Origin of the sequence: Collinsella sp. BA40, from assembly GCF_008014645.1 — a bacterium.
Classification (GTDB): Bacteria; Actinomycetota; Coriobacteriia; order Coriobacteriales; family Coriobacteriaceae; genus Collinsella.
Genome location: NZ_VOWY01000011.1, coordinates 44,739 through 62,226 on the forward strand (window position 1 = coordinate 44,739; position 17,488 = coordinate 62,226).

The following is a 17,488-nucleotide window of genomic DNA, read 5'->3' on the forward strand; positions in this document are numbered from 1 at the left end:
ATGCGCGGGCCGGGTGTACCGGCGGCCGATGGGGCGTTCGGCTGATCGGCCCGCTGCCGGCTCGAGGCATGTCGGGCCTTCGGGCTAGTCCCAGAAGCTGTCGTCGCCGTCCTGCTTGGGTCCACGGTCCACATAGAGCTTGTGCGTGCGCTTCTCCATCACAAGGGCGATGATGCCGAAGAGCGCGATGCCGATGAGGAAGAGCGCGGCGAAACCCTCGCGCGTGCCGAACAAAAAGGAAAAAATAGCGTCCATATGATGCCTTCTCGCCTTCTCAAGTAAGGAAAAACTCTCACAAGTATATACTGGCGAGAGCGGCGTTTCGGCGCCACTTGGAATTGCACATGAGCAGCGCGTGAACCGGAGGAACCATGCTCGATATCAAATTTGTCCGCGAGAACCCCGATGCCCTCGATGAGGCTATGGCGAATCGCCAGGGCTCTTGGGATCGCGAGAAGTTCTTCGAGCTCGATGGCGAGCGCCGTGCCGTCATCACCGAGGTTGAGGAGCTGCAGGCCCAGCGCAACGCCGAGTCCAAGAAGATCGGCATGCTGATGAAGGAGGGCAAGCGCGAGGAGGCCGACGCCGCCAAGGAGGCCGTGCGCTTGGTTAACGAGAAGATCGAGGGCCTCTCCGGCCGTCGCGCCGAGCTCGAGGCGGAGCAGGCCGACTTCATGGCTCGCATCCCCAACATCCCCGGCGAGGCCACGCCCGTGGGCAAGAACGAGGACGAGAATCCCGAGCGCCGTCGCGTGGGCGAGCCCCGCGATTTCGCCGCCGAGGGCTTCGAGCCCAAGGCTCACTGGGACCTGGGCGTCGAGACCGGCATCCTGGACTTCGATCGCGGCGCCAAGCTGTCCGGCGCGCGCTTCACGGTGCTGTCCGGCGCCGGCGCAACGCTCGACCGCGCGCTGCAGAACTTCTTCCTCAACACGCACATCTCCCGCGGCTTCACCGAGTTTATCCCGCCGGTCATCGTCAACCGCGAGATCATGTACGGCACCGGTCAGTTGCCGAAGTTCGAGGACGACGCCTACCATACCGGCGAGGACCAGTTCCTGATCCCCACCGCTGAGGTCGCCCTTACCAACCTGCACGCCGGCGAGACGCTCGATGCCTCTCAGCTGCCGCTGCGCTATACCGCGGGCACCCCGTGCTTCCGCGAGGAGGCGGGCTCTGCCGGTCGCGACACGCGCGGTATCATCCGCCAGCACCAGTTCACCAAGGTCGAGATGGTCAAGTTCGCCCGCCCCGAGGAGTCCGATGCCGAGCTCGAGAGCATGGTGGCCGAAGCCGAGTTCATCCTCCAGCAGCTCGGCCTGCCCTACCGTGTGATCTCGCTGTGCACCGGCGACCTGGGCTTCTCCGCCCGTCAGACCTACGACATCGAGGTCTGGCTGCCGAGCTACAACGCTTACAAGGAGATCTCCTCCTGCTCCAACTGCGGTGACTTCCAGGCCCGTCGCGCGAACATCAAGTACCGCGACCCCGAGAACTTCAAGGGCGCGCGTTTCGTGCACACGCTCAACGGCTCCGGCCTGCCCACCGGCCGCACCATGGCCGCCATCATGGAGAACTACCAGAACGCCGACGGCTCCATCGCGGTGCCCGAGGTCCTGCGCCCCTACATGGGCGGTATCGAGCGCATCGAGCCGATCGCGTAGCTGTCTCATTGTAGGTATTCGATAGGCGCATCTCTTCCATGCGAAATACCTAGGGTAAAAAGAAGCTGCTCTTGATAAGTGAACTGCCTCCCATTTCCTGGACGTAACAGTCGAAGTCTCGGAGATGGGAGGCTTTTCATGATGATCTGTAACGGAAATGATAGGGAGTTGGCCAGCGGGTGCTCTTACTGCGGAATCGGCCATGGGGCCGTTGTTTCGCAAGGCGGGCCGCGTCGTGTGCAATCTTGCCGACTTTACGCATCTATTTCTAGAATTGCAGTGTATACAGTTCCGGTATCAATTAAATTACCTGGGATTTTGCCATCTAAACATGTGGCCCTACTCGGCGTTTTCCAACAAGCCTGTGAAAAGTCGGCAAGATTGCGCAGCAAGTTGCTCCGTGGGCCCTGCGCGCGGGCGAAACGCGGCGCCGGCTTATAGGTTCGAGAAGAAGCGAAGCGCGTTGTCGCCGCAGAGCTTGGCGGTGATCGGCTCGCCGAATCGGGCATCGAGGAGCTTTTGGAACGTGGGCATGTCCGCGGCCGTGGCGATGCAGGCGGGGGTATCGCAACCATCGAAGTCGCTGCCCAGGGCCACGACGTCCTCGCCGTCGCGCTCGAGCCAACGGTCGATATGGCGCGAGATGTCGTCGAAGTCGGGCGCGCCGTCCGCGCGCAGGAAGTCGCGGCAGAAGTTGAGGCCCACGAGGCCGCCCCGCTCGCGGATCAGGTCGAACTGCGCATCGGTGAGGTTGCGCGGATGCCCGCATACCGCGCGGCTGTTGGAGTGGCTGGCCACGAGCGGCGCATCCGTGCTGGCCGCGACGTCTGCGAAGCAGCGGTCGTTCAGATGCGAGACGTCGATTGCCATGCCAACCCGTGCCATGCGCGCCAGCGCGGCTCGTCCGGCCTGCGTGAGACCCTCATCGGTGTCGTGGCCGCTCGCCAGCGGCCCGGCGGCGTTCCAGCTCAGCGAGGCCATCAGCACCCCGCGCCCTCGCGCCTCGTCCACCAGGTGCGGATCGAGTGCGAAAAAGCGGGCGTTTTCGATGGTGCGCACGAGCGCTGGGCAACCGTCGGCCAGGATACCCGGGATGTCGCGCCCATCGGCGGCCGGGCGAATCCGTCCCGCGCATTCGTCGAGCTGCCGGTCGATATCGGCCTGGATGTGCTGGTAGAACCCGAGTGCCTGCTCGGGGGAGAGCTCGTCGGGGATGAAGCACGCGAAGCACTGCGCCCATGGCATGTCGCCGATCGCGTCGAGCGAGATGTGGCAACGGTTTGATGCGAGCGAGCGACAACCGTGCGGATCGAGCTCGTCGCCCGGGCCGTAAAACGCCAGACCCGTTGCCTCCTTGTACGCGCGGGGCAGCGTCTGCCACGCCAGGCGGTCGGCGGTGTCGCAGTGCAGGTCGAAGACGGCATGCATGGCTAGCGCGCACCTCCGTGCGGATGCTCGGCATCCTCCATATCGAGGTGCAGCGTCTGCTCCACGACCTTCATGAGCTCGTCGTCGCTGATGGAGGGGTTGAGCTTGAGCAGCCCGACCATGCCGAAGATCACGACGCAGAACATCTCGTACACAAGGTCGATTTCCACGCGATGGAATTGGGCGTACTCGCTGGCAACGCAGGCGTTGAGCGCGTTGACGGTTTCGCGTACGGCGCGCACGTCGAAGGCGTCGCGTATGCCCAGCTCCTCGACGACGCGGATCATGGGGCGGCTGTTGCCGGCTGCATCGTAGAGCGTTCGGCGAAACGTTTGGACGCAACCGCGGAGCGACTGCTCGGTTTTGCCGAACTCGCGCCCCTCGTTCCATACCATGGCGCTTTCGACCAGGTCCTCGATGTAGTCGTCGACGACGGCCTGGGTGATTTCCTTCTTGCCGTGGAAGTAGTAGTAGATGAGCTCGCGCGTCACGCCCGCTTCGGCGGCTATGTCTTTAACGGTGGTCTTGGCAACCCCCTTGGCTTCGTAGAGGCTGCGTGCCGCCTGGGTGATCTGCCCTGCCTGGCCTGTCAGGCGCTTGCTTTCGACGGAGAGGCGGCTGGCATGGCCGTCGACTCGCCGCGGCTTGATGTGTTCTGATGAGATCATGGAAAGACCTTCGGGCGAAAAGAAATATGGGCACCCCATGTAAAACGGGGTGCCCATATTATACGGATCCTGTGAGTTTCATGATGCGCGGCGGACGGTTTTGTCGACAGAAGTACACGTATCGTGTCGCGCGCGTTGGGGGTTCCTAGCGGTTCTCGGCGACGACCTGCTGATAGGGCTTGGTGTCGGCGTAGAGCTCGTCGCGCATGGGGTTGAGCTTGGCGCGGCGGATGCGCATGAGCTGGTAGACGGCCACGCCGATGTTGAAGGCCAGCGCGATGGCGCTCACGATGAAGAACGCGGTGGGGTTGTGCGTCGTGGGGATGGGCGCGATGCGGTCGGCGAACTGCGGGACGGTCATGATGAACATGATCCACAGGCCGAGCGTCTGCGCGCGATGCTGCAGCCATGCGCCGCGCTTGATGAAGAACGTGGGGATGGTGCAGGAGAGCAGCAGCGCCAGACCGCAGTAGGCGGAGTGGTCGGAGATGCAGTTATAGGTGTAGGCGAAGTTCCACAGGTCGTAGGCGATGATCCAGGGCCAGATCATGTCGGGCCAGATCATGTCGCGGGTCTTGTCCTTCGAGACGAAGATGCCCAGCCAGCCGCAGATGGTCACGATGTTGAGGATGCCGGCGATGCCGTTCATGATGTTCCAGGGGCCGGAGATGGTCCACAGGTTCTCGACGGTGCCGCCGGTCCACAGGCCGAAGCTGAAGACCTGGAAATCGCGCAGGACGGCCTCGGCGATGTTGACGGCGAGGATGAGCGGCGGGAAGCACAGGGCCCACTTCTTCTCGTAGAGGTGGTGGACCTGGCCGTCCTTGCCGGTCCACGTGATGTAGCGCAGCGCCATGAAGCCGAGGCAGCCCGCAAGCGCCGAGTAGGTCTTGACCCAGTTGAACCAGGTGCCGGTGCCGTACTCGTTGCCGGGCGCGGCGGTGGTGGGCCATACGAAGATGGTGAGCAGCAGCGGCACGATGCCGAAGAGCGTGATGCCGGCCCAGGGCTTGGAGCGGCCGAGCTCGTTGAACGCCATGAGGGCGAACAGGATGAAGAGCCAGATGGCCCAGTACGACATGTCACCTGCCGTGTAGAGCAGTCCCATGGGACCTCCATTCGTTGCGGGCTCAAGTGCCCCGTTTGCATGATGCGCTCAGTATAGGTACGGGGAACCTCCGGTGTTTTACGCGCCCGGCCGGCATGGGCTAACGCCGGGGCCCGAAATGTAAAACCCGTGCAACGCGCAAAGAAAAACAAAAAGATGCGAACATATGTTCTGAATATGGGTAGACTATCGGCACGACGCGCATCGGAGAAGGGAGACGTGCATGGAAAACGCGGTAAAGGACCAGGTGGTTCTGTATCGGGAGGAGGTGGATGACGAGCGCCTGTGCATCGCCTGTGCCTTCACGGAGGAGGGGCAGCTCGAGGTGATGCAGGTGAGCGAGGGGCCGCTTACATATTGGTGCTTCGAGGAGAGCCCTCATTACGTATCGACGATGTTCGATCGCGAGGCGATTGAGGGGATGCTCGCCTACTTCCATGTGGAGGAGGATCGCGACCTGCTGCACATGCTGCGGGCGTCGTATGTCGGGTGCGATGCCGGGCGGCGCGTGCGAGGGCTCGCGCGGCGTCTCGGGTGCATATATACGGTGCACGAGAACGCTATCGTACGGTAGCACGGGGTCTGCGTTCCCGTCTGTACCATAGGTACGGCGCGGAATACGGGTTGGGATGGCGATGGCTGATTTCGCTGTCGCCGTCCCGATCTGCTCGTGCGGTTCGCGTTATGGTTGAGAAAACAGTAGGAATGGGGAGGCATCGTATGAAGACATTCGATGGCAAGGTGGCGCCATGGTATATCGCGCTGTTCGCGGCGATGTTGATGGCGATTGCGGGGCTGTACGTATGGGTGGTTCCCGGTGCGGGTGCGGACCAGTCGTTTGTGGCCGGCCTGATACTCATCGCGGCGGCGTGTTGCGGCGTGGTGACGGGCGCGCCCATCGTGCGCAATCGCGTGGAGGTGCGCGTTCCCGCACCTGGCAGACCATCCGAAGGCTCCAGCGAGTCGCGCGGCGACTCACGTGAGGGGGACGAGGAAAGAGATGCTGTGTGGAGCGCGGAAGCGCTGGCTGCCGACGTGGCGGAACCCTGCATCGATGTGGTGTTCGGAGTCGTGCGCACCAGAATCGCGGTTACGGATATCAAAACGGTGGAGCGTCGTCGCTCGTTGATCGTTTTGGGAACGCAGGTCGCCGCGTGTTCGGGCGATTGCGTGCGCATCGTCACGAGCTCGGGTGGCGCTATCGTCGTAGCGCTTAAGGACAACCAAGGTTTCGTAGACCTGCTCCAGGGACTTATGCAGTAACAAGAAGCGAGTCACGAGGACTCGCTTCTTGGTTTCATACTGGCGGAGAGCTGGGGATTCGGGGCGGCTGCGGGCCTGGCGGCCCTTGCGTGCTGCGCCGGCAAACGCTAACGCGTTTACTCGGCTCCGCACCCTTGCGGGTTCGAATCCATGCTGCGGCAACAAAAAAGCGAGTCACGAGGACTCGCTTCTTGGTTTCATACTGGCGGAGAGCTGGGGATTCGGGGCGGCTGCGCCGCCGATCGCTGCGGGCCTGGCGGCCCTTGCGTGCTGCGCCGGCAAACGCTAACGCGTTTACTCGGCTCCGCACCCTTGCGGGTTCGAATCCATGCTGCGGCAACAAAAAAGCGAGTCACGAGGACTCGCTTCTTGGTTTCATACTGGCGGAGAGCTGGGGATTCGAACCCCAGATTCCCTTTTGGGGAATACTCGCTTAGCAGGCGAGCACCTTCGGCCTCTCGGTCAGCTCTCCGTAGCAGCTTGATAAGGATAGCGCAAAAGGGCATGGGAATACAAGGGGTAAGTCTTGACTTCTTTTCCGATCAGGAATGGTGCTTTCGGGATGTCGGTGCCTGCAGGCTGTGATCGGGAAACATGGGTGGAAGAAAAAAGTTCCTTAGAGATATAGGCTTTGACCTTGTGATTTCGTATCGAGGAAAAGATTTCTTCAAAATCTTCGATATTTTGGGTTGACGTATGAGGGGCTGCGTGCGAATATAGTCCTCGCGTTGCGGCGTTACCTCAGCTGGATAGAGGGTCTGACTACGAATCAGAACGTCACAGGTTCGAATCCTGTACGCCGCACCAGTTGAATCTTAAAGCTCCCTTCGGGGAGCTTTTTTATTACCATGTCTTCGATCATAGATATACGCGCGGGGAAGAGCCTCCGTGCGCGCGGCGCCAGGCGGGTCTTGCCGCGTGCTGGATTGAATGGACGCTGGCTTTGAGGCGGGGCCGCCGATCGATGCGCGGGGCGAATACGAAGAATCTTCCACTTTGGATCAAGATTTCGCGGCCCTCATCGCCGTGCGGCCTTCGCTTGAACTGGGTGCCTGTTCCCATGTGGGCAGGGGATTGGGCAGTATCAGGGTGATCAAAAGATTCCAAAAACTTTTTCTAAAAAGCGCTTGACGCCAGTGGGGTGGAGTGCGATTATATTGCTTGCGTTGCGGCGTTACCTCAGCTGGATAGAGGGTCTGACTACGAATCAGAACGTCACAGGTTCGAATCCTGTACGCCGCACCAGTTGAATCTTAAAGCTCCCTTCGGGGAGCTTTTTTATTATCGACAATCTATATGCGCATGCTCCGCGCGTGATGAGTCAGATGGATGGATATCGAATGAGTTGCGAGTTCGCAGGATGAAAGGCGAGCATCCATATGGGTGCTCGCCTTTTTGTGTATAGGAGCGGGATTCACCTGGGCGCCTGCCCGCGATGGGCTCGGTGTCGGCCTGTCGCGGGCATCGGCTATCGCGGTCCGTCCGCCACCAGGTTCGCGGGATGCCGGCGCACGGCCTCCCAGCTGAAGAGCTCCACAAGGTCACCCGCGCTGCGCGGACGTGCGTCGGGCGCGATGCCCGCTGCGTGCGCCACCATGCCCAGCAGCGCCTCGGGCGTGCCGAAGCGCGCTCGCAGCTCGCCCAGATCGCAGTCCCGCTCGCGCTTGGAGAGGCGCCTGCCGTCCGCGGTGACAAGCAGCGGCACGTGCGCGTATGCGGGATGGGGGAGGTCCAGCAAGTCTTGCAGGTACATCTGGCGCGCGCTCGACCCCAGCAGGTCGCGCCCGCGCACCACTTCGTTCACGCCCATCTCGGCGTCGTCGACGCACACGGCGAGTTGGTAGGCAAAGACACCATCGCTGCGCCGCACCAGGAAGTCGCCGCAGTCGCGCGCAAGCGTCTCGTGCTGCGGGCCGTACACGCGGTCGGTAAATGCCACGTCGCCGCGCGGGTCATCCGCGCTCGGCACCCGTAGGCGCCAGGCGCCCGGGCGCTCCGCCCGCCGCCGTGCGACGTCTTCCGCCGATAGCCCGCGGCAGGTTCCCGCGTAGATGGGCGTGCCGTCGCTTGCGTGGGGCGCGCTGGCCGCATGGAGCTCGGCGCGTGAGCAGAAGCACGGATAGAGCAGGCCTTGCGCGCGCAGCGCTTCGAAGGCGCGCTCGTAGCGATCCAGCCGGTCGCTCTGGTAGACGGGGCCCTCGTCCCAGTCGAGCCCGAGCCATTCCAGGTCCTCGATAAGCAGGGCGTCCCATCTTCCTCGGCGGCAGCGGTCGTCGAGGTCCTCGATGCGCAGCACCATGCGCCCGCCCTGGCTGCGCACGGAAAGCCACGCCATGAGCGCGGCGTAGACGTTGCCCAAGTGCATGCGGCCGGAGGGCGAGGGGGCAAAGCGCCCCGTCACGGTCGGGCGCGCGGGCTCGCCGTCCGCGATGTGCGCTGCGGTATTCGTGCCGGTCATCGAATCGTTCTCCAAACTCCTGCCCATCCATGGGAAACGGGTGGGACGCGGCCGGTTTCGTGTCGCGTCCCACCCGTATGCGGTGCGATATGCGCGATGCGCCCTACATGGGCAGCGCGGTCTGCGGCGTGTACACGCGCGCCTGGTACTCGCGGTCCAGGTCGTAGAGGCCCTTGGGGTCGCTACCGAAGAGCTTCATGTTCGAGACCATCTCGCGCGCGTTGGCCTCCTCCTCGCCCTGCTCCTTCACGAACCAGTCGAGCATCTGCATCGCGCGGATGTCGTGTACCTCGAGCGCCGTCTCGTAGCAACGGTGGATGAGCCCCGTGATGTACTCCTCGTGGGCCAGGCCCGCCTCGAGCGGCGCCAGGTCGTTGTCGAACGACAGGTCGGGCTGCGCGATCGCCTGCATCGTGGGCTTGTAGTCGTTGTCGAGCAGGTAGCGGCGGATGGCGAGCGCGTGGCTGGCCTCTTCCTTCGTCTGGATCATGTACCAGTTGGCGAAGCCCTTCAGGCCGCGGTCGTCGTAGTAGTCGGCAAAGGTCATGTATAGGTATGCGGAATACAGCTCGGCGTTGATCTGCTTCTCCAAAACCTCGGCCACCTTCTGATTGATTGCCATCTTCTCATCCCTCTCGAATACGCCCGGCTTAGCGCGGATGCGCTTGCCTACGAGTATACTCGCGCCGTTCGCGGCGCGCACGGGATGGCCGCCGCGAACGAGTACAATGGGCGCACTGCTTTTTTCCGAGGAGAGGATCCCCATGAAGCACGTTTCCCTGGTGCGCGCCTGGGCCGCGTTCGTCGCGCTTGCCTGCTGCCTTTGTGCGCTTCCCGCAACCGCGCTCGCCGCCGCCGAGATGCCGCAGACGAGCATCTTCGCCGTCGTCATGCGCAACGGCGACCTCTATGTGAGCGAACGGCGCACGTTCTCGTTCGAAGACGATGCGAACGGCGTGTTCTGGACGATACCGCACGCTGAAAACGCGCAGGGCGTCGCGGGATCGCCATCCCTGGAGGCGGTGTCGGAGGTGGCGGAAGACGGTTCGCTGCGGCCCTACAGCCTGGTGTCCGCCGCGCATAACGGGGACGCCGGGGCCTATACGGTCGACGCCTCCGACGACGAGACGACCCTCAAGGTGTTCGCGCCGCGCGAGGAGGGCGATGAGCTTACGGTCGCCATCGATTACGTGCTGCCCGGCGCGGTGATGGCCTGGTCGGATACGGCCGAGCTGTATTGGAAGTTCGTCGGTCCGGAGTGGGACGAGCCTTCCGAGAACGTGTCGCTTGCCGTGGGCTTCGAAGGCGACGAGGGGGCTGTTGGCGGTCCCGAGGCCGACGCGCAGGTGCGCGCATGGGGCCATGGACCGCTGGACGGTGCCGTCGACATCGCGCGCGGCAACGTCATCGTGAACTACAAGATGCCGCGTGTGGCCCCGGGAGAGTTTGCCGAGGCCCGCATCGTGTTTCCCGCTGCCTGGGTGCCGGGCCTTGCCGCTTCGGGCGAGGCGCGTCTCCAGACCGTGCTGGATGAGGAGCAGGCCTGGGCCGACGAGGCCAACGCGCGCCGCGAGCGGGCGCGTATCGAATCCGCTCTCGCTGCGTCTGCGCAGCTGGGAGGTGGCGCGGTGTTGCTGGCGGTGGCGCTGTGGGGCCGCTTCAAGAAGTATGCCAGCCCTGCTCCCGTATGTGCGGAGGAGTATTTCCGCGACGTCCCCTCCGCGGATCATCCCGCGGTCCTCTCGGCGTTTATGGCCGACGGGTCGGTTGAGCCGCGCGCGTTCGTGGCCACCCTCATGAAGTTGACCGATGACGGCGTGGTGGCCCTTGCGTCCGAGACGCGCGAGAAGAAGGGCCTGCTCGGCACGAAGCAAGTCGAGAGCTACACGCTCACCCTGAAGGCGCTGGAGCGCATCGACAATCCGGTGGACCAGGACGCCGTGGCGCTCTACTTCGGCGCGAATCCCGCTAACGGCGACACCATCGCTTTCGATCAGGCCCTGTTGGTGGACGACGGCGACGAGGGGACGAGCGCGCTCGATGATTTCAAGGCCACGGTTGCCGCACAGCTCGAGGTGCGCAACCTTACGAGCTCGGTGCCGCCCGCCTATGAGATGGGCATGGTGGGCGCGGCGTTCGCGCTCGGCCTTGCATCCCTCCTGTTCTCGCTGCTCATGGAGCTTACCTCCGTGTTCGTGTTCCTGGCATCGGCTGCCATGCTCGTCAGCTCGGTGATCGTGGTGGCGCAGACGAAGTGCTTCGAGCCCGAGGCGGTCGAGCTGCGCGAGCGCTGCCGGGCGCTGAAGCGCTGGCTCGAGGATTTCACCAATCTGGGCGAGGCCGTGCCGGGCGACGTCGTGTTGTGGAACAAGCTCTTGGTGATGGCCGTCGCTTTCGGCGTGTCCGATGAGGTCCTGCGCGAGCTGGCGGATGCGGTCCCGCGCGACGTGCGCGGCGACGATGCGACCGGCTATATCTATCCGGTGTATTGGTGGTGCTATCCGCACGGGCGCTTGGGGTCGCCCACCAGCAGCCTTGACCACGCGTACCGAGAGACGGTCGCGCAGGTCGCCGAGAGCGCCAATAGCTCGGGTGCCGGCTTTGGCGGCGGCTTCTCCGGCGGCGGGGGCGGCGGCACGGGCGGCGGCGGGGGCGGCACCTTCTAGCTGGTCGTTGCGAGCCCATGCCGCGAACGAGCTCGTGTTCGCGGCATATCCCGGCCGGAGCGCCGGCGGGTTCCCCCGCCCCCTCGTCGTCGCGACATGAAAAAGGCCCCGTGCGGGGCCTTTTTCATGCGGGGATGCTATCCGCGTATGCCTGTACGCCAAGGAAGGCCGCGTATCGCCGGCATCAAGCTGCCCTCAAGATGCCGGCAGGGTCCTAGGCGGAAAGGTCGAGTCCGTACAGATACATTTCGCGCGGAAGCAGCTTGCGCTCCTCGCGCGTCGCGCGATACTCCGCAGCCCGCTTGAGACCGCGGCGCTCGTAGAACTTCCACGAGCAGTCCGTATCGGTGTAGAGGAAGGCGCCTTTTGCGCCGCGCGACGATATGTAGGATGCGGCCGCGTCGAGCAAGATGCTGCCGATGCCCATGCCGCGCGTGGTCTCGCTTACCGCGAGCAGGGTGATCTGGTCTGAGCCGGAGATGCCGCTCTGCTCGAGCAAACGGCCGTTGACGCGCTCCTCGTTCTTAAGGAAGGCGAGGTAGCCCGCCGTGGCACGCTTGTCGATGGCCCACATCTGCTGCAGGATATCCTCCTTGGCGTGGTCCCAGGCGGCGGCGTAGGGAAGGCGGTCGCTGGCTGCGCGCGCCAAGACGACGCCGCGCGGTTCACCGTCCACCAGCACGACCTGAGAGAAGCTCGAGATCGAAAGCGCGTGGGCGAGGTCGTACGTGGCCTCGAGCTTGTTGTATTCGTCGTTCGGGGTCTCCGAATGCCATGTTGCCTGCATGATCGCGGCAAGGGCATCGAAATCGCCCTCTTCGAACGGTCTGTAGATAACGCGTGATACCATGCGTGCCTCCTTTAGTAGGTTTCTACCACGCGCGGCGTCCCGATATATGGTGTCCGTATGTCACCACAGGCTCCCCGCGAATTCTTCGCGGAACGCCCACCGAGTCTCGGCATTTTCTTCAAAAAGGCAGGGCTGGTGTGAACGCATGCGCGCGTTTGCGCTACATTAGAAAGATGTATATGAGGCCGCGCGGGAGCCTGCCGCCGCGGCTCGACACATGAAGGAGGAGTGCTGCATGGGCACAGATAGGAAGATCTCGCGCGCGCTGATCTCGGTGACGGACAAGACGGGCATCGTCGAGTTCGCCCGTTCGCTGGCAGACGAGTACGGCGTCCAGATCATCTCGACGGGCGGCACGGCACGCGTGCTGGAAGAGGCGGGCATCTCCGTCACCCCCATCGAGGAGTTCACGGGCTTCCCCGAGATGATGGACGGTCGCGTGAAGACCCTCCATCCCAAGGTCCACGGTGGCCTGCTGTGCCGTCGCGATTCCGAGGAGCACATGGCCGAGGCCGTGAAGCACGGCATCGAGCTCATCGACCTCGTCTGCGTGAACCTCTATGAGTTCGAGAAGACCGTGGCCGCGCCCGACGTCACGTTCGTCGACGCCATCGAGCACATCGATATCGGCGGTCCCTCCATGCTGCGCTCCGCCGCAAAGAATAACGACTCCGTCACCGTGGTGTGCGACCCGGCCGATTACGCCTCCGTGCTGGCCGAGATGTCCGTTCACGCCGGCTGCACCACGCTGGGCACGCGCCGTCGCCTGGCCGCGAAGGTCTATACCCGCACCGCCGCCTACGACACCGCCATCTCCACGTGGCTCAACACCTACCTGGCCGCCGAGGATGCCAAGGTGAACGGCGAGGACGGCGTCTCCTTCGTGCCGCCCGCGGCGCTGCAGCTCCACCTCGAGAAGAGCCAGGACCTGCGCTACGGCGAGAACCCGCACCAGACGGCCGCCGTGTACCGCTTCACCGACGGCTTCGGTACCCTTGCCTCTTCGGGCAGCCCGCTGGTGGGCGCCGAGCAGGTGCAGGGCAAGCCGCTGTCGTACAACAACTTCCTCGACGCCGACGCCGCCTGGAACGCCGTGCGCGAGTTCGACGAGCCCGCGGTCGTGATCCTGAAGCACCAGAACCCCTGCGGCTCCGCCACCGCCGACGATGTGACCGAGGCTTACGACCGCGCCTATGCGTGCGATCCCAAGAGCGCCTTCGGCGGTATCGTCGCCGTGAACCGCGAGGTTCCGCTGTCGCTCGTCGAGCACTTCGCCGACCGCGACAAGCTCTTCGTCGAGGTCCTCATCGCCCCGTCCTTCACGCCCGAGGCGCTGGCTCGCCTGGAGAAGCGCCCCAACCTGCGCGTGCTGGCAACCGGCGGCGCCGAGGGCCATGCCCAGCTCGAGGCCCGCACCGTGGACGGCGGCCTGCTCGTCCAGAGCGTGGACACGGTCGAGGAGGATCCCTCGACCTTCACCTTCCCCACGATGCGCAAGCCCACGGACGCCGAGATGGAAGACCTCATCTTCGCTTGGCGCGTCTGCAAGACCGTGAAGAGCAACGCCATCCTTATCGCCAAGGACCACGCCGGTATCGGCATGGGCCCCGGCCAGCCCAATCGCGTGGACTCCGCGCTGCTGGCATGCCAGCGCGCCGAGGAGGCCTGCGAGCGCATGGGCATGGAGGCCGGCGGCTTCGCCTGCGCGAGCGACGCCTTCTTCCCGTTCCGCGATAACGTGGACGTTCTGGCCGCTCATGGTGTGACCGCCATCATCCAGCCCGGCGGCTCCGTGCGCGATGACGAGTCCATCCAGGCGTGCGACGACCACGGCATCGCGATGGTGTTTACGGGCACCCGCCACTTCCGTCACTAGTCCGTTTTCCGGTCGCCTCGCCTCACCTCTCGGTCGTCGGTCGGCGCCCGGAGGCATCCTTCCCTGTGTTTCAGGGCGGTCTGCGGCACCTGGGAAAGCCTTGGGTCCTGTGGACTCCGATATACCGTGCCGTTCAAGCGGGGGCGCGCCACCTTGGGGTGTGCGCGCCCCCGCCCCGCTCTCGCGTATGCCTTCGGCCGCCCGCCCCGCTCTCGCGTATGCCTTCGGCCGCCCGCCCCGCTCTCGCGTATGCCTTCGGCCGCCCGCCCCGCTCTCGCGTATGCCTTCGGCCGCCCGCCCCGCTCTCGCGTATGCCTTCGGCCGCCCGCCTCGCTCTCGCGTATGCCTTCGGCCCGCTAAGCGACGTTGTGACGGTCCATTTCCATACGTACGGACAAGCTGGCATACGCACAAGATCAAAAAGGGGGACGTGGCTCGATGATGCGTCGACCCCCGCGTCGTCTACGGTGCCGGAGCCATCCTTTTGCCGCACATGGCCCGTGGTGCTATGGGGTATAACAAGAAGATATATGTGGCTACGTGCTCTCGCGGGGCGAGGGCTTTTTGTTTCAGGAGGTGCCGGCATGGCGGACGAGGGTTTGACGGGGCTGTTCGACGACCCCGAGGAGCAGCGCGCCTACGAGGAGTTTTGCGCTAATCAGGAGCGGGGGCTGGAGCCCTTCGACCTCAATGCACCCGCGCTCGTGTGCCGCTGGCGCATGCATAACAAGCGCGTGCCGCTGCTCAACCGCCATATTCGCGCGCTGTCGCAGCGCGTGGTGCAGGGCGAGCCGCTCACCCACAACATGTTGTCGTGGGCGAAGCAGCACGTGGAGTGGTCGCTCACCGAGGGGTCGTATACCCAGCGTGACGGCGTGCTCATGTTGGTGATCGACGTGAACGGTAACGCGGCCATGTCGGTGGGCGAGTACGAGCCCTTGGCCGCAGCCGACCGCGCATCGCTGGCTGAGCGCGCCCGCCTGTCGCAGGTCGAAGAGGGCGAGACGGGCGTGGCGCCCGAGGTGCTGTGCGCCGTCGATGGCGAGCGCCTGCTCGTGGCCGCGGGCGAGCACGGCTGCGGCGCGCTCACCCTGGTGGAGCAGCTGGCGGCGACGCGCGGCATGCAGGTCGAGCGCGCATCGCTCGACGTGGTTTCGGCTGCCCCGGTCGTGTTGCTCGTCTCGGACGAGCACGGCGTGGTCGTTGCAGGCGATCTGGACGCTGCCGCCCAGGTTTCGGCGGGCGCGGATTTCGCCCGCTTCCTGCACGATGGCGTGGCCAAGCTATTCTAAGGTTGTCGCGCCTCCATCGTGCGCGCGCCGGTCAGCTCGGCCTTCTCCATCATGCGGTCGACGCCCTGCGTTGCGCTGCGTCGACGGGCGGCTCGACTCTTACATTGCTGTAACGATGGCGGTTTCCTGGCCCGGTCATTGGTCCGCGGCGGCATACTGGTGATGGAGGGCGACGCGTGCCGACGGGCGCGCACAAGGCTGCGGGCGCGCGCCCGCATTCGACGGGAAGGGCGGTTGCCATGGCGCAGATTTTCGTAGTCGAAGACGATGCCGCGATTCGCAACGAGCTGCTCGAGGTGCTTGAGCGCAATGGCTTCGAGACGGCATGCTGCCTCTCATTCGACCGCGTGGTGGCCGACGTGCTGGCAGCCGATCCCGACCTGGTCCTGCTCGACCTTACCCTGCCCGGCACCGACGGACAGTTTATCTGTCGCGAGCTGCGCGAGGTATCGCAGGTGCCCATCGTGGTGCTCACCTCGCGCGTGACCGAGATCGACGAGGTCATGTCCATGACCATGGGCGCCGACGACTTCGTTCCCAAGCCATACAGCTCGCGCGTTCTCATTGCTCGCATCACGGCGTTGTTGCGCCGCGTGGGTGCGGCCGAATCGTCGCTGCTCAGGCATAACGGCTTGGAGCTCGATCCCGCGCGCTCGCTTGCTTGCGCCAACGGCAAGCAGGTGGAGCTCACCAAAAACGAGATGCGCATCTTGTCGCTGCTCATGTCCAAGGCAGGCACGATCGTCTCGCGCGACGCCATCATGCGCGACCTGTGGGACTCCGACGCGTTCGTGGACGACAACACGCTCACCGTGAATATCAACCGCCTGCGCGCGACGCTCGAGAAGATCGGTGTGACGGGGTATCTCACCACGCATCGCGGTCGCGGCTATTCGGTGTAGAGGGGGCGCGCGGTGTCTTTTGGAAGCTACCTGCGTTCATCGTGGGTCGGTATCGCGATCTTTACAGCGCTCGATATGATGGTGTGCATGGTGCTCGCGGTTGCCGGCACGCGCCCATCGATGCTCATGTTGGTGGGATGCATGATGGTGGGGGCGACGGTGCTCGTTCCGATCGTCGATTACCTGCGGAAGCGCCCGTTTCTGGGGCAGCTCACCCGCATGGCGTCGGGAAGCGAGCCCCCGCTGTATGCCAACGAACTCATGGACCGCCCGGATTTCATAGAGGGCTCGCTGGCCTACGACGCGTTGCGCGCCGTTTCGAAGGCGGCGAACGACGAGGTGGCGTCGTTCCGCCGGCAGACCATCGATTACCGCGAGTACGTGGAGACCTGGGTGCACGAAGCCAAGTCTCCGCTTGCGGCGGCCCACCTCATGCTCGAGAACATCGAGGACGAGCTGTCGGCAGTGGGGGAGGAGCCGCTGAATGAAGAGCTCCTGCTTGCCCGCGTTCGTTCCCTCGATGAAGAGCTCGATCGCATGGAGGGCTACGTGGAGCAGGCGCTGTTCTACGCTCGATCCGAAGCGGTGGAGCGCGATTACCTTATACGCGAATACAGCCTCAAAGACCTGGTTTCCGGCGCCATACGGGCCAACTCCCGCATCCTTATCTCGGGCCACGTGGCGCCTCTTCGCCGCGACCTTGATTTCCAGGTGTTCACCGACGAAAAATGGATTCACTTCATTTTGGGCCAGATCATTCAGAACAGCGTGAAATACGCTCGCGAGGACAACGCCTTCGTGGAGTTTTCTGCACGCCTGCGCGATGAGGGCCGAGCCACCGAGCGCGTCGAACTCTCTATCCGCGATAACGGGTGCGGCGTCAGCGCCGCCGATCTTCCCCGCGTGTTTGAAAAGGGATTCACCGGCGAGGCGGGCCGCACGGGCAAGCGCTCGACCGGCATAGGCCTCTACCTTGTAAAGCGCCTGTGCGACAAGATGGGCGTTGGCATCGAGGCGACCTCGGCTCAGGGCGAGGGCTTTTCCGTGACGCTCGCCTTCTCAACCAACCGATTCCATTTTTTCGAATAGCAGACAATCGTCGAACCGCGCACCCAGGTAAGCAGTGCATATCCTTAGTGGCGCGACGCGCGAAGCGCGGAGCGATTCCGGGTCGTATCCGTAGCGACCACAAACATCCTTCGCACCCCCCCAAGGCGCGCGACGCGCGAAGCGCGGAGCGACCCCGGATCGTGGCCGCTTCAACCAAGTCCTATGTCTCTACGTGCTGCAAGCAGGTGAGAGCAGGAGGGGGC

The 17,488-nt window shown here is 64.2% G+C and carries 15 protein-coding genes and 3 tRNA genes; 10 read left to right on the forward strand and 8 right to left on the reverse strand.

What is annotated here, in order from left to right; all coding sequences use genetic code 11:
* Positions 1 to 84: 84 nt before the first annotated feature.
* Positions 85 to 255 (reverse strand): DUF6724 family protein, encoded by a 171-nt coding sequence (locus tag E4J93_RS08085; protein ID WP_187231619.1) that lies wholly within the window; start codon positions 253 to 255, stop codon positions 85 to 87.
* Between the two features lie 116 nt (positions 256 to 371).
* Here E4J93_RS08085 and serS point away from each other — a divergent pair, with 116 nt between their 5' ends.
* Complete coding sequence (gene serS / locus E4J93_RS05370) at positions 372 to 1,664, forward strand: serine--tRNA ligase (protein WP_147588444.1); 1,293 nt, start codon at positions 372 to 374, stop codon at positions 1,662 to 1,664.
* A 435-nt stretch (positions 1,665 to 2,099) separates the two neighbouring features.
* Here serS and E4J93_RS05375 read toward each other — a convergent pair whose 3' ends face one another.
* From E4J93_RS05375 to E4J93_RS05385, 3 genes are all read right to left on the reverse strand, one after another.
* Complete coding sequence (locus tag E4J93_RS05375; protein WP_147588445.1) at positions 2,100 to 3,092, reverse strand: dipeptidase; 993 nt, start codon at positions 3,090 to 3,092, stop codon at positions 2,100 to 2,102.
* 2 nt (positions 3,093 to 3,094) lie between these two features.
* Entirely contained in the window at positions 3,095 to 3,760 is a 666-nt protein-coding gene (locus tag E4J93_RS05380) for a TetR/AcrR family transcriptional regulator (protein ID WP_147588446.1), read from the reverse strand.
* Between the two features lie 145 nt (positions 3,761 to 3,905).
* Positions 3,906 to 4,868: a DUF5692 family protein gene (locus tag E4J93_RS05385; RefSeq protein WP_147588447.1), complete on the reverse strand. Its 963-nt coding sequence runs from the start codon at positions 4,866 to 4,868 to the stop codon at positions 3,906 to 3,908.
* 223 nt (positions 4,869 to 5,091) lie between these two features.
* On the opposite strand from E4J93_RS05385, the gene E4J93_RS05390 reads away from it, so the two are divergent.
* Positions 5,092 to 5,442 carry a hypothetical protein gene (locus E4J93_RS05390; protein ID WP_147588448.1) on the forward strand — a complete coding sequence of 117 codons (351 nt, stop codon included), beginning with the start codon at positions 5,092 to 5,094 and terminating at the stop codon, positions 5,440 to 5,442.
* Positions 5,443 to 5,588: 146 nt separating this feature from the next.
* Complete coding sequence (locus tag E4J93_RS05395) at positions 5,589 to 6,131, forward strand: PH domain-containing protein (RefSeq protein ID WP_147588449.1); 543 nt, start codon at positions 5,589 to 5,591, stop codon at positions 6,129 to 6,131.
* Positions 6,132 to 6,512: 381 nt separating this feature from the next.
* Here E4J93_RS05395 and E4J93_RS05400 read toward each other — a convergent pair.
* Positions 6,513 to 6,603 (reverse strand) — tRNA-Ser (locus E4J93_RS05400).
* A gap of 258 nt (positions 6,604 to 6,861) precedes the next feature.
* Between E4J93_RS05400 and E4J93_RS05405 the strand changes: the two genes are divergently transcribed.
* Both E4J93_RS05405 and E4J93_RS05410 read left to right on the forward strand, forming a co-directional pair.
* Positions 6,862 to 6,938 (forward strand) — tRNA-Arg (locus E4J93_RS05405).
* 361 nt (positions 6,939 to 7,299) lie between these two features.
* Positions 7,300 to 7,376 (forward strand) — tRNA-Arg (locus tag E4J93_RS05410).
* A gap of 223 nt (positions 7,377 to 7,599) precedes the next feature.
* Here the strand turns inward: E4J93_RS05410 and gluQRS are convergent.
* On the reverse strand, positions 7,600 to 8,589 hold the full coding sequence (gene gluQRS, locus E4J93_RS05415) for a tRNA glutamyl-Q(34) synthetase GluQRS (RefSeq protein ID WP_147588516.1): 990 nt from the start codon (positions 8,587 to 8,589) through the stop codon (positions 7,600 to 7,602).
* Positions 8,590 to 8,692: 103 nt separating this feature from the next.
* Positions 8,693 to 9,211, reverse strand: a complete 519-nt coding sequence (locus E4J93_RS05420) for a ferritin (RefSeq protein ID WP_147588450.1) — start codon at positions 9,209 to 9,211, stop codon at positions 8,693 to 8,695.
* 142 nt (positions 9,212 to 9,353) lie between these two features.
* On the opposite strand from E4J93_RS05420, the gene E4J93_RS05425 reads away from it, so the two are divergent.
* Positions 9,354 to 11,255: a DUF2207 domain-containing protein gene (locus E4J93_RS05425; protein WP_147588451.1), complete on the forward strand. Its 1,902-nt coding sequence runs from the start codon at positions 9,354 to 9,356 to the stop codon at positions 11,253 to 11,255.
* Positions 11,256 to 11,469: 214 nt separating this feature from the next.
* Here E4J93_RS05425 and E4J93_RS05430 read toward each other — a convergent pair whose 3' ends face one another.
* Positions 11,470 to 12,105, reverse strand: coding sequence for a GNAT family N-acetyltransferase (locus E4J93_RS05430; RefSeq protein ID WP_147588452.1), 636 nt, complete (start codon positions 12,103 to 12,105; stop codon positions 11,470 to 11,472).
* A gap of 235 nt (positions 12,106 to 12,340) precedes the next feature.
* Here E4J93_RS05430 and purH point away from each other — a divergent pair, with 235 nt between their 5' ends.
* From purH to E4J93_RS05450, 4 genes are all read left to right on the forward strand, one after another.
* Positions 12,341 to 13,981 (forward strand): bifunctional phosphoribosylaminoimidazolecarboxamide formyltransferase/IMP cyclohydrolase, encoded by a 1,641-nt coding sequence (gene purH, locus E4J93_RS05435; RefSeq protein WP_147588453.1) that lies wholly within the window; start codon positions 12,341 to 12,343, stop codon positions 13,979 to 13,981.
* A gap of 584 nt (positions 13,982 to 14,565) precedes the next feature.
* The gene (locus E4J93_RS05440) at positions 14,566 to 15,273 is read left to right on the forward strand and encodes a hypothetical protein (RefSeq protein ID WP_147588454.1); all 708 of its coding nucleotides are present in this window, start codon (positions 14,566 to 14,568) and stop codon (positions 15,271 to 15,273) included.
* Between the two features lie 239 nt (positions 15,274 to 15,512).
* Complete coding sequence (locus E4J93_RS05445; RefSeq protein WP_147588455.1) at positions 15,513 to 16,175, forward strand: response regulator transcription factor; 663 nt, start codon at positions 15,513 to 15,515, stop codon at positions 16,173 to 16,175.
* Between the two features lie 12 nt (positions 16,176 to 16,187).
* Positions 16,188 to 17,264, forward strand: coding sequence for a sensor histidine kinase (locus E4J93_RS05450; protein WP_255431930.1), 1,077 nt, complete (start codon positions 16,188 to 16,190; stop codon positions 17,262 to 17,264).
* The last annotated feature ends 224 nt before the right edge of the window (positions 17,265 to 17,488 follow it).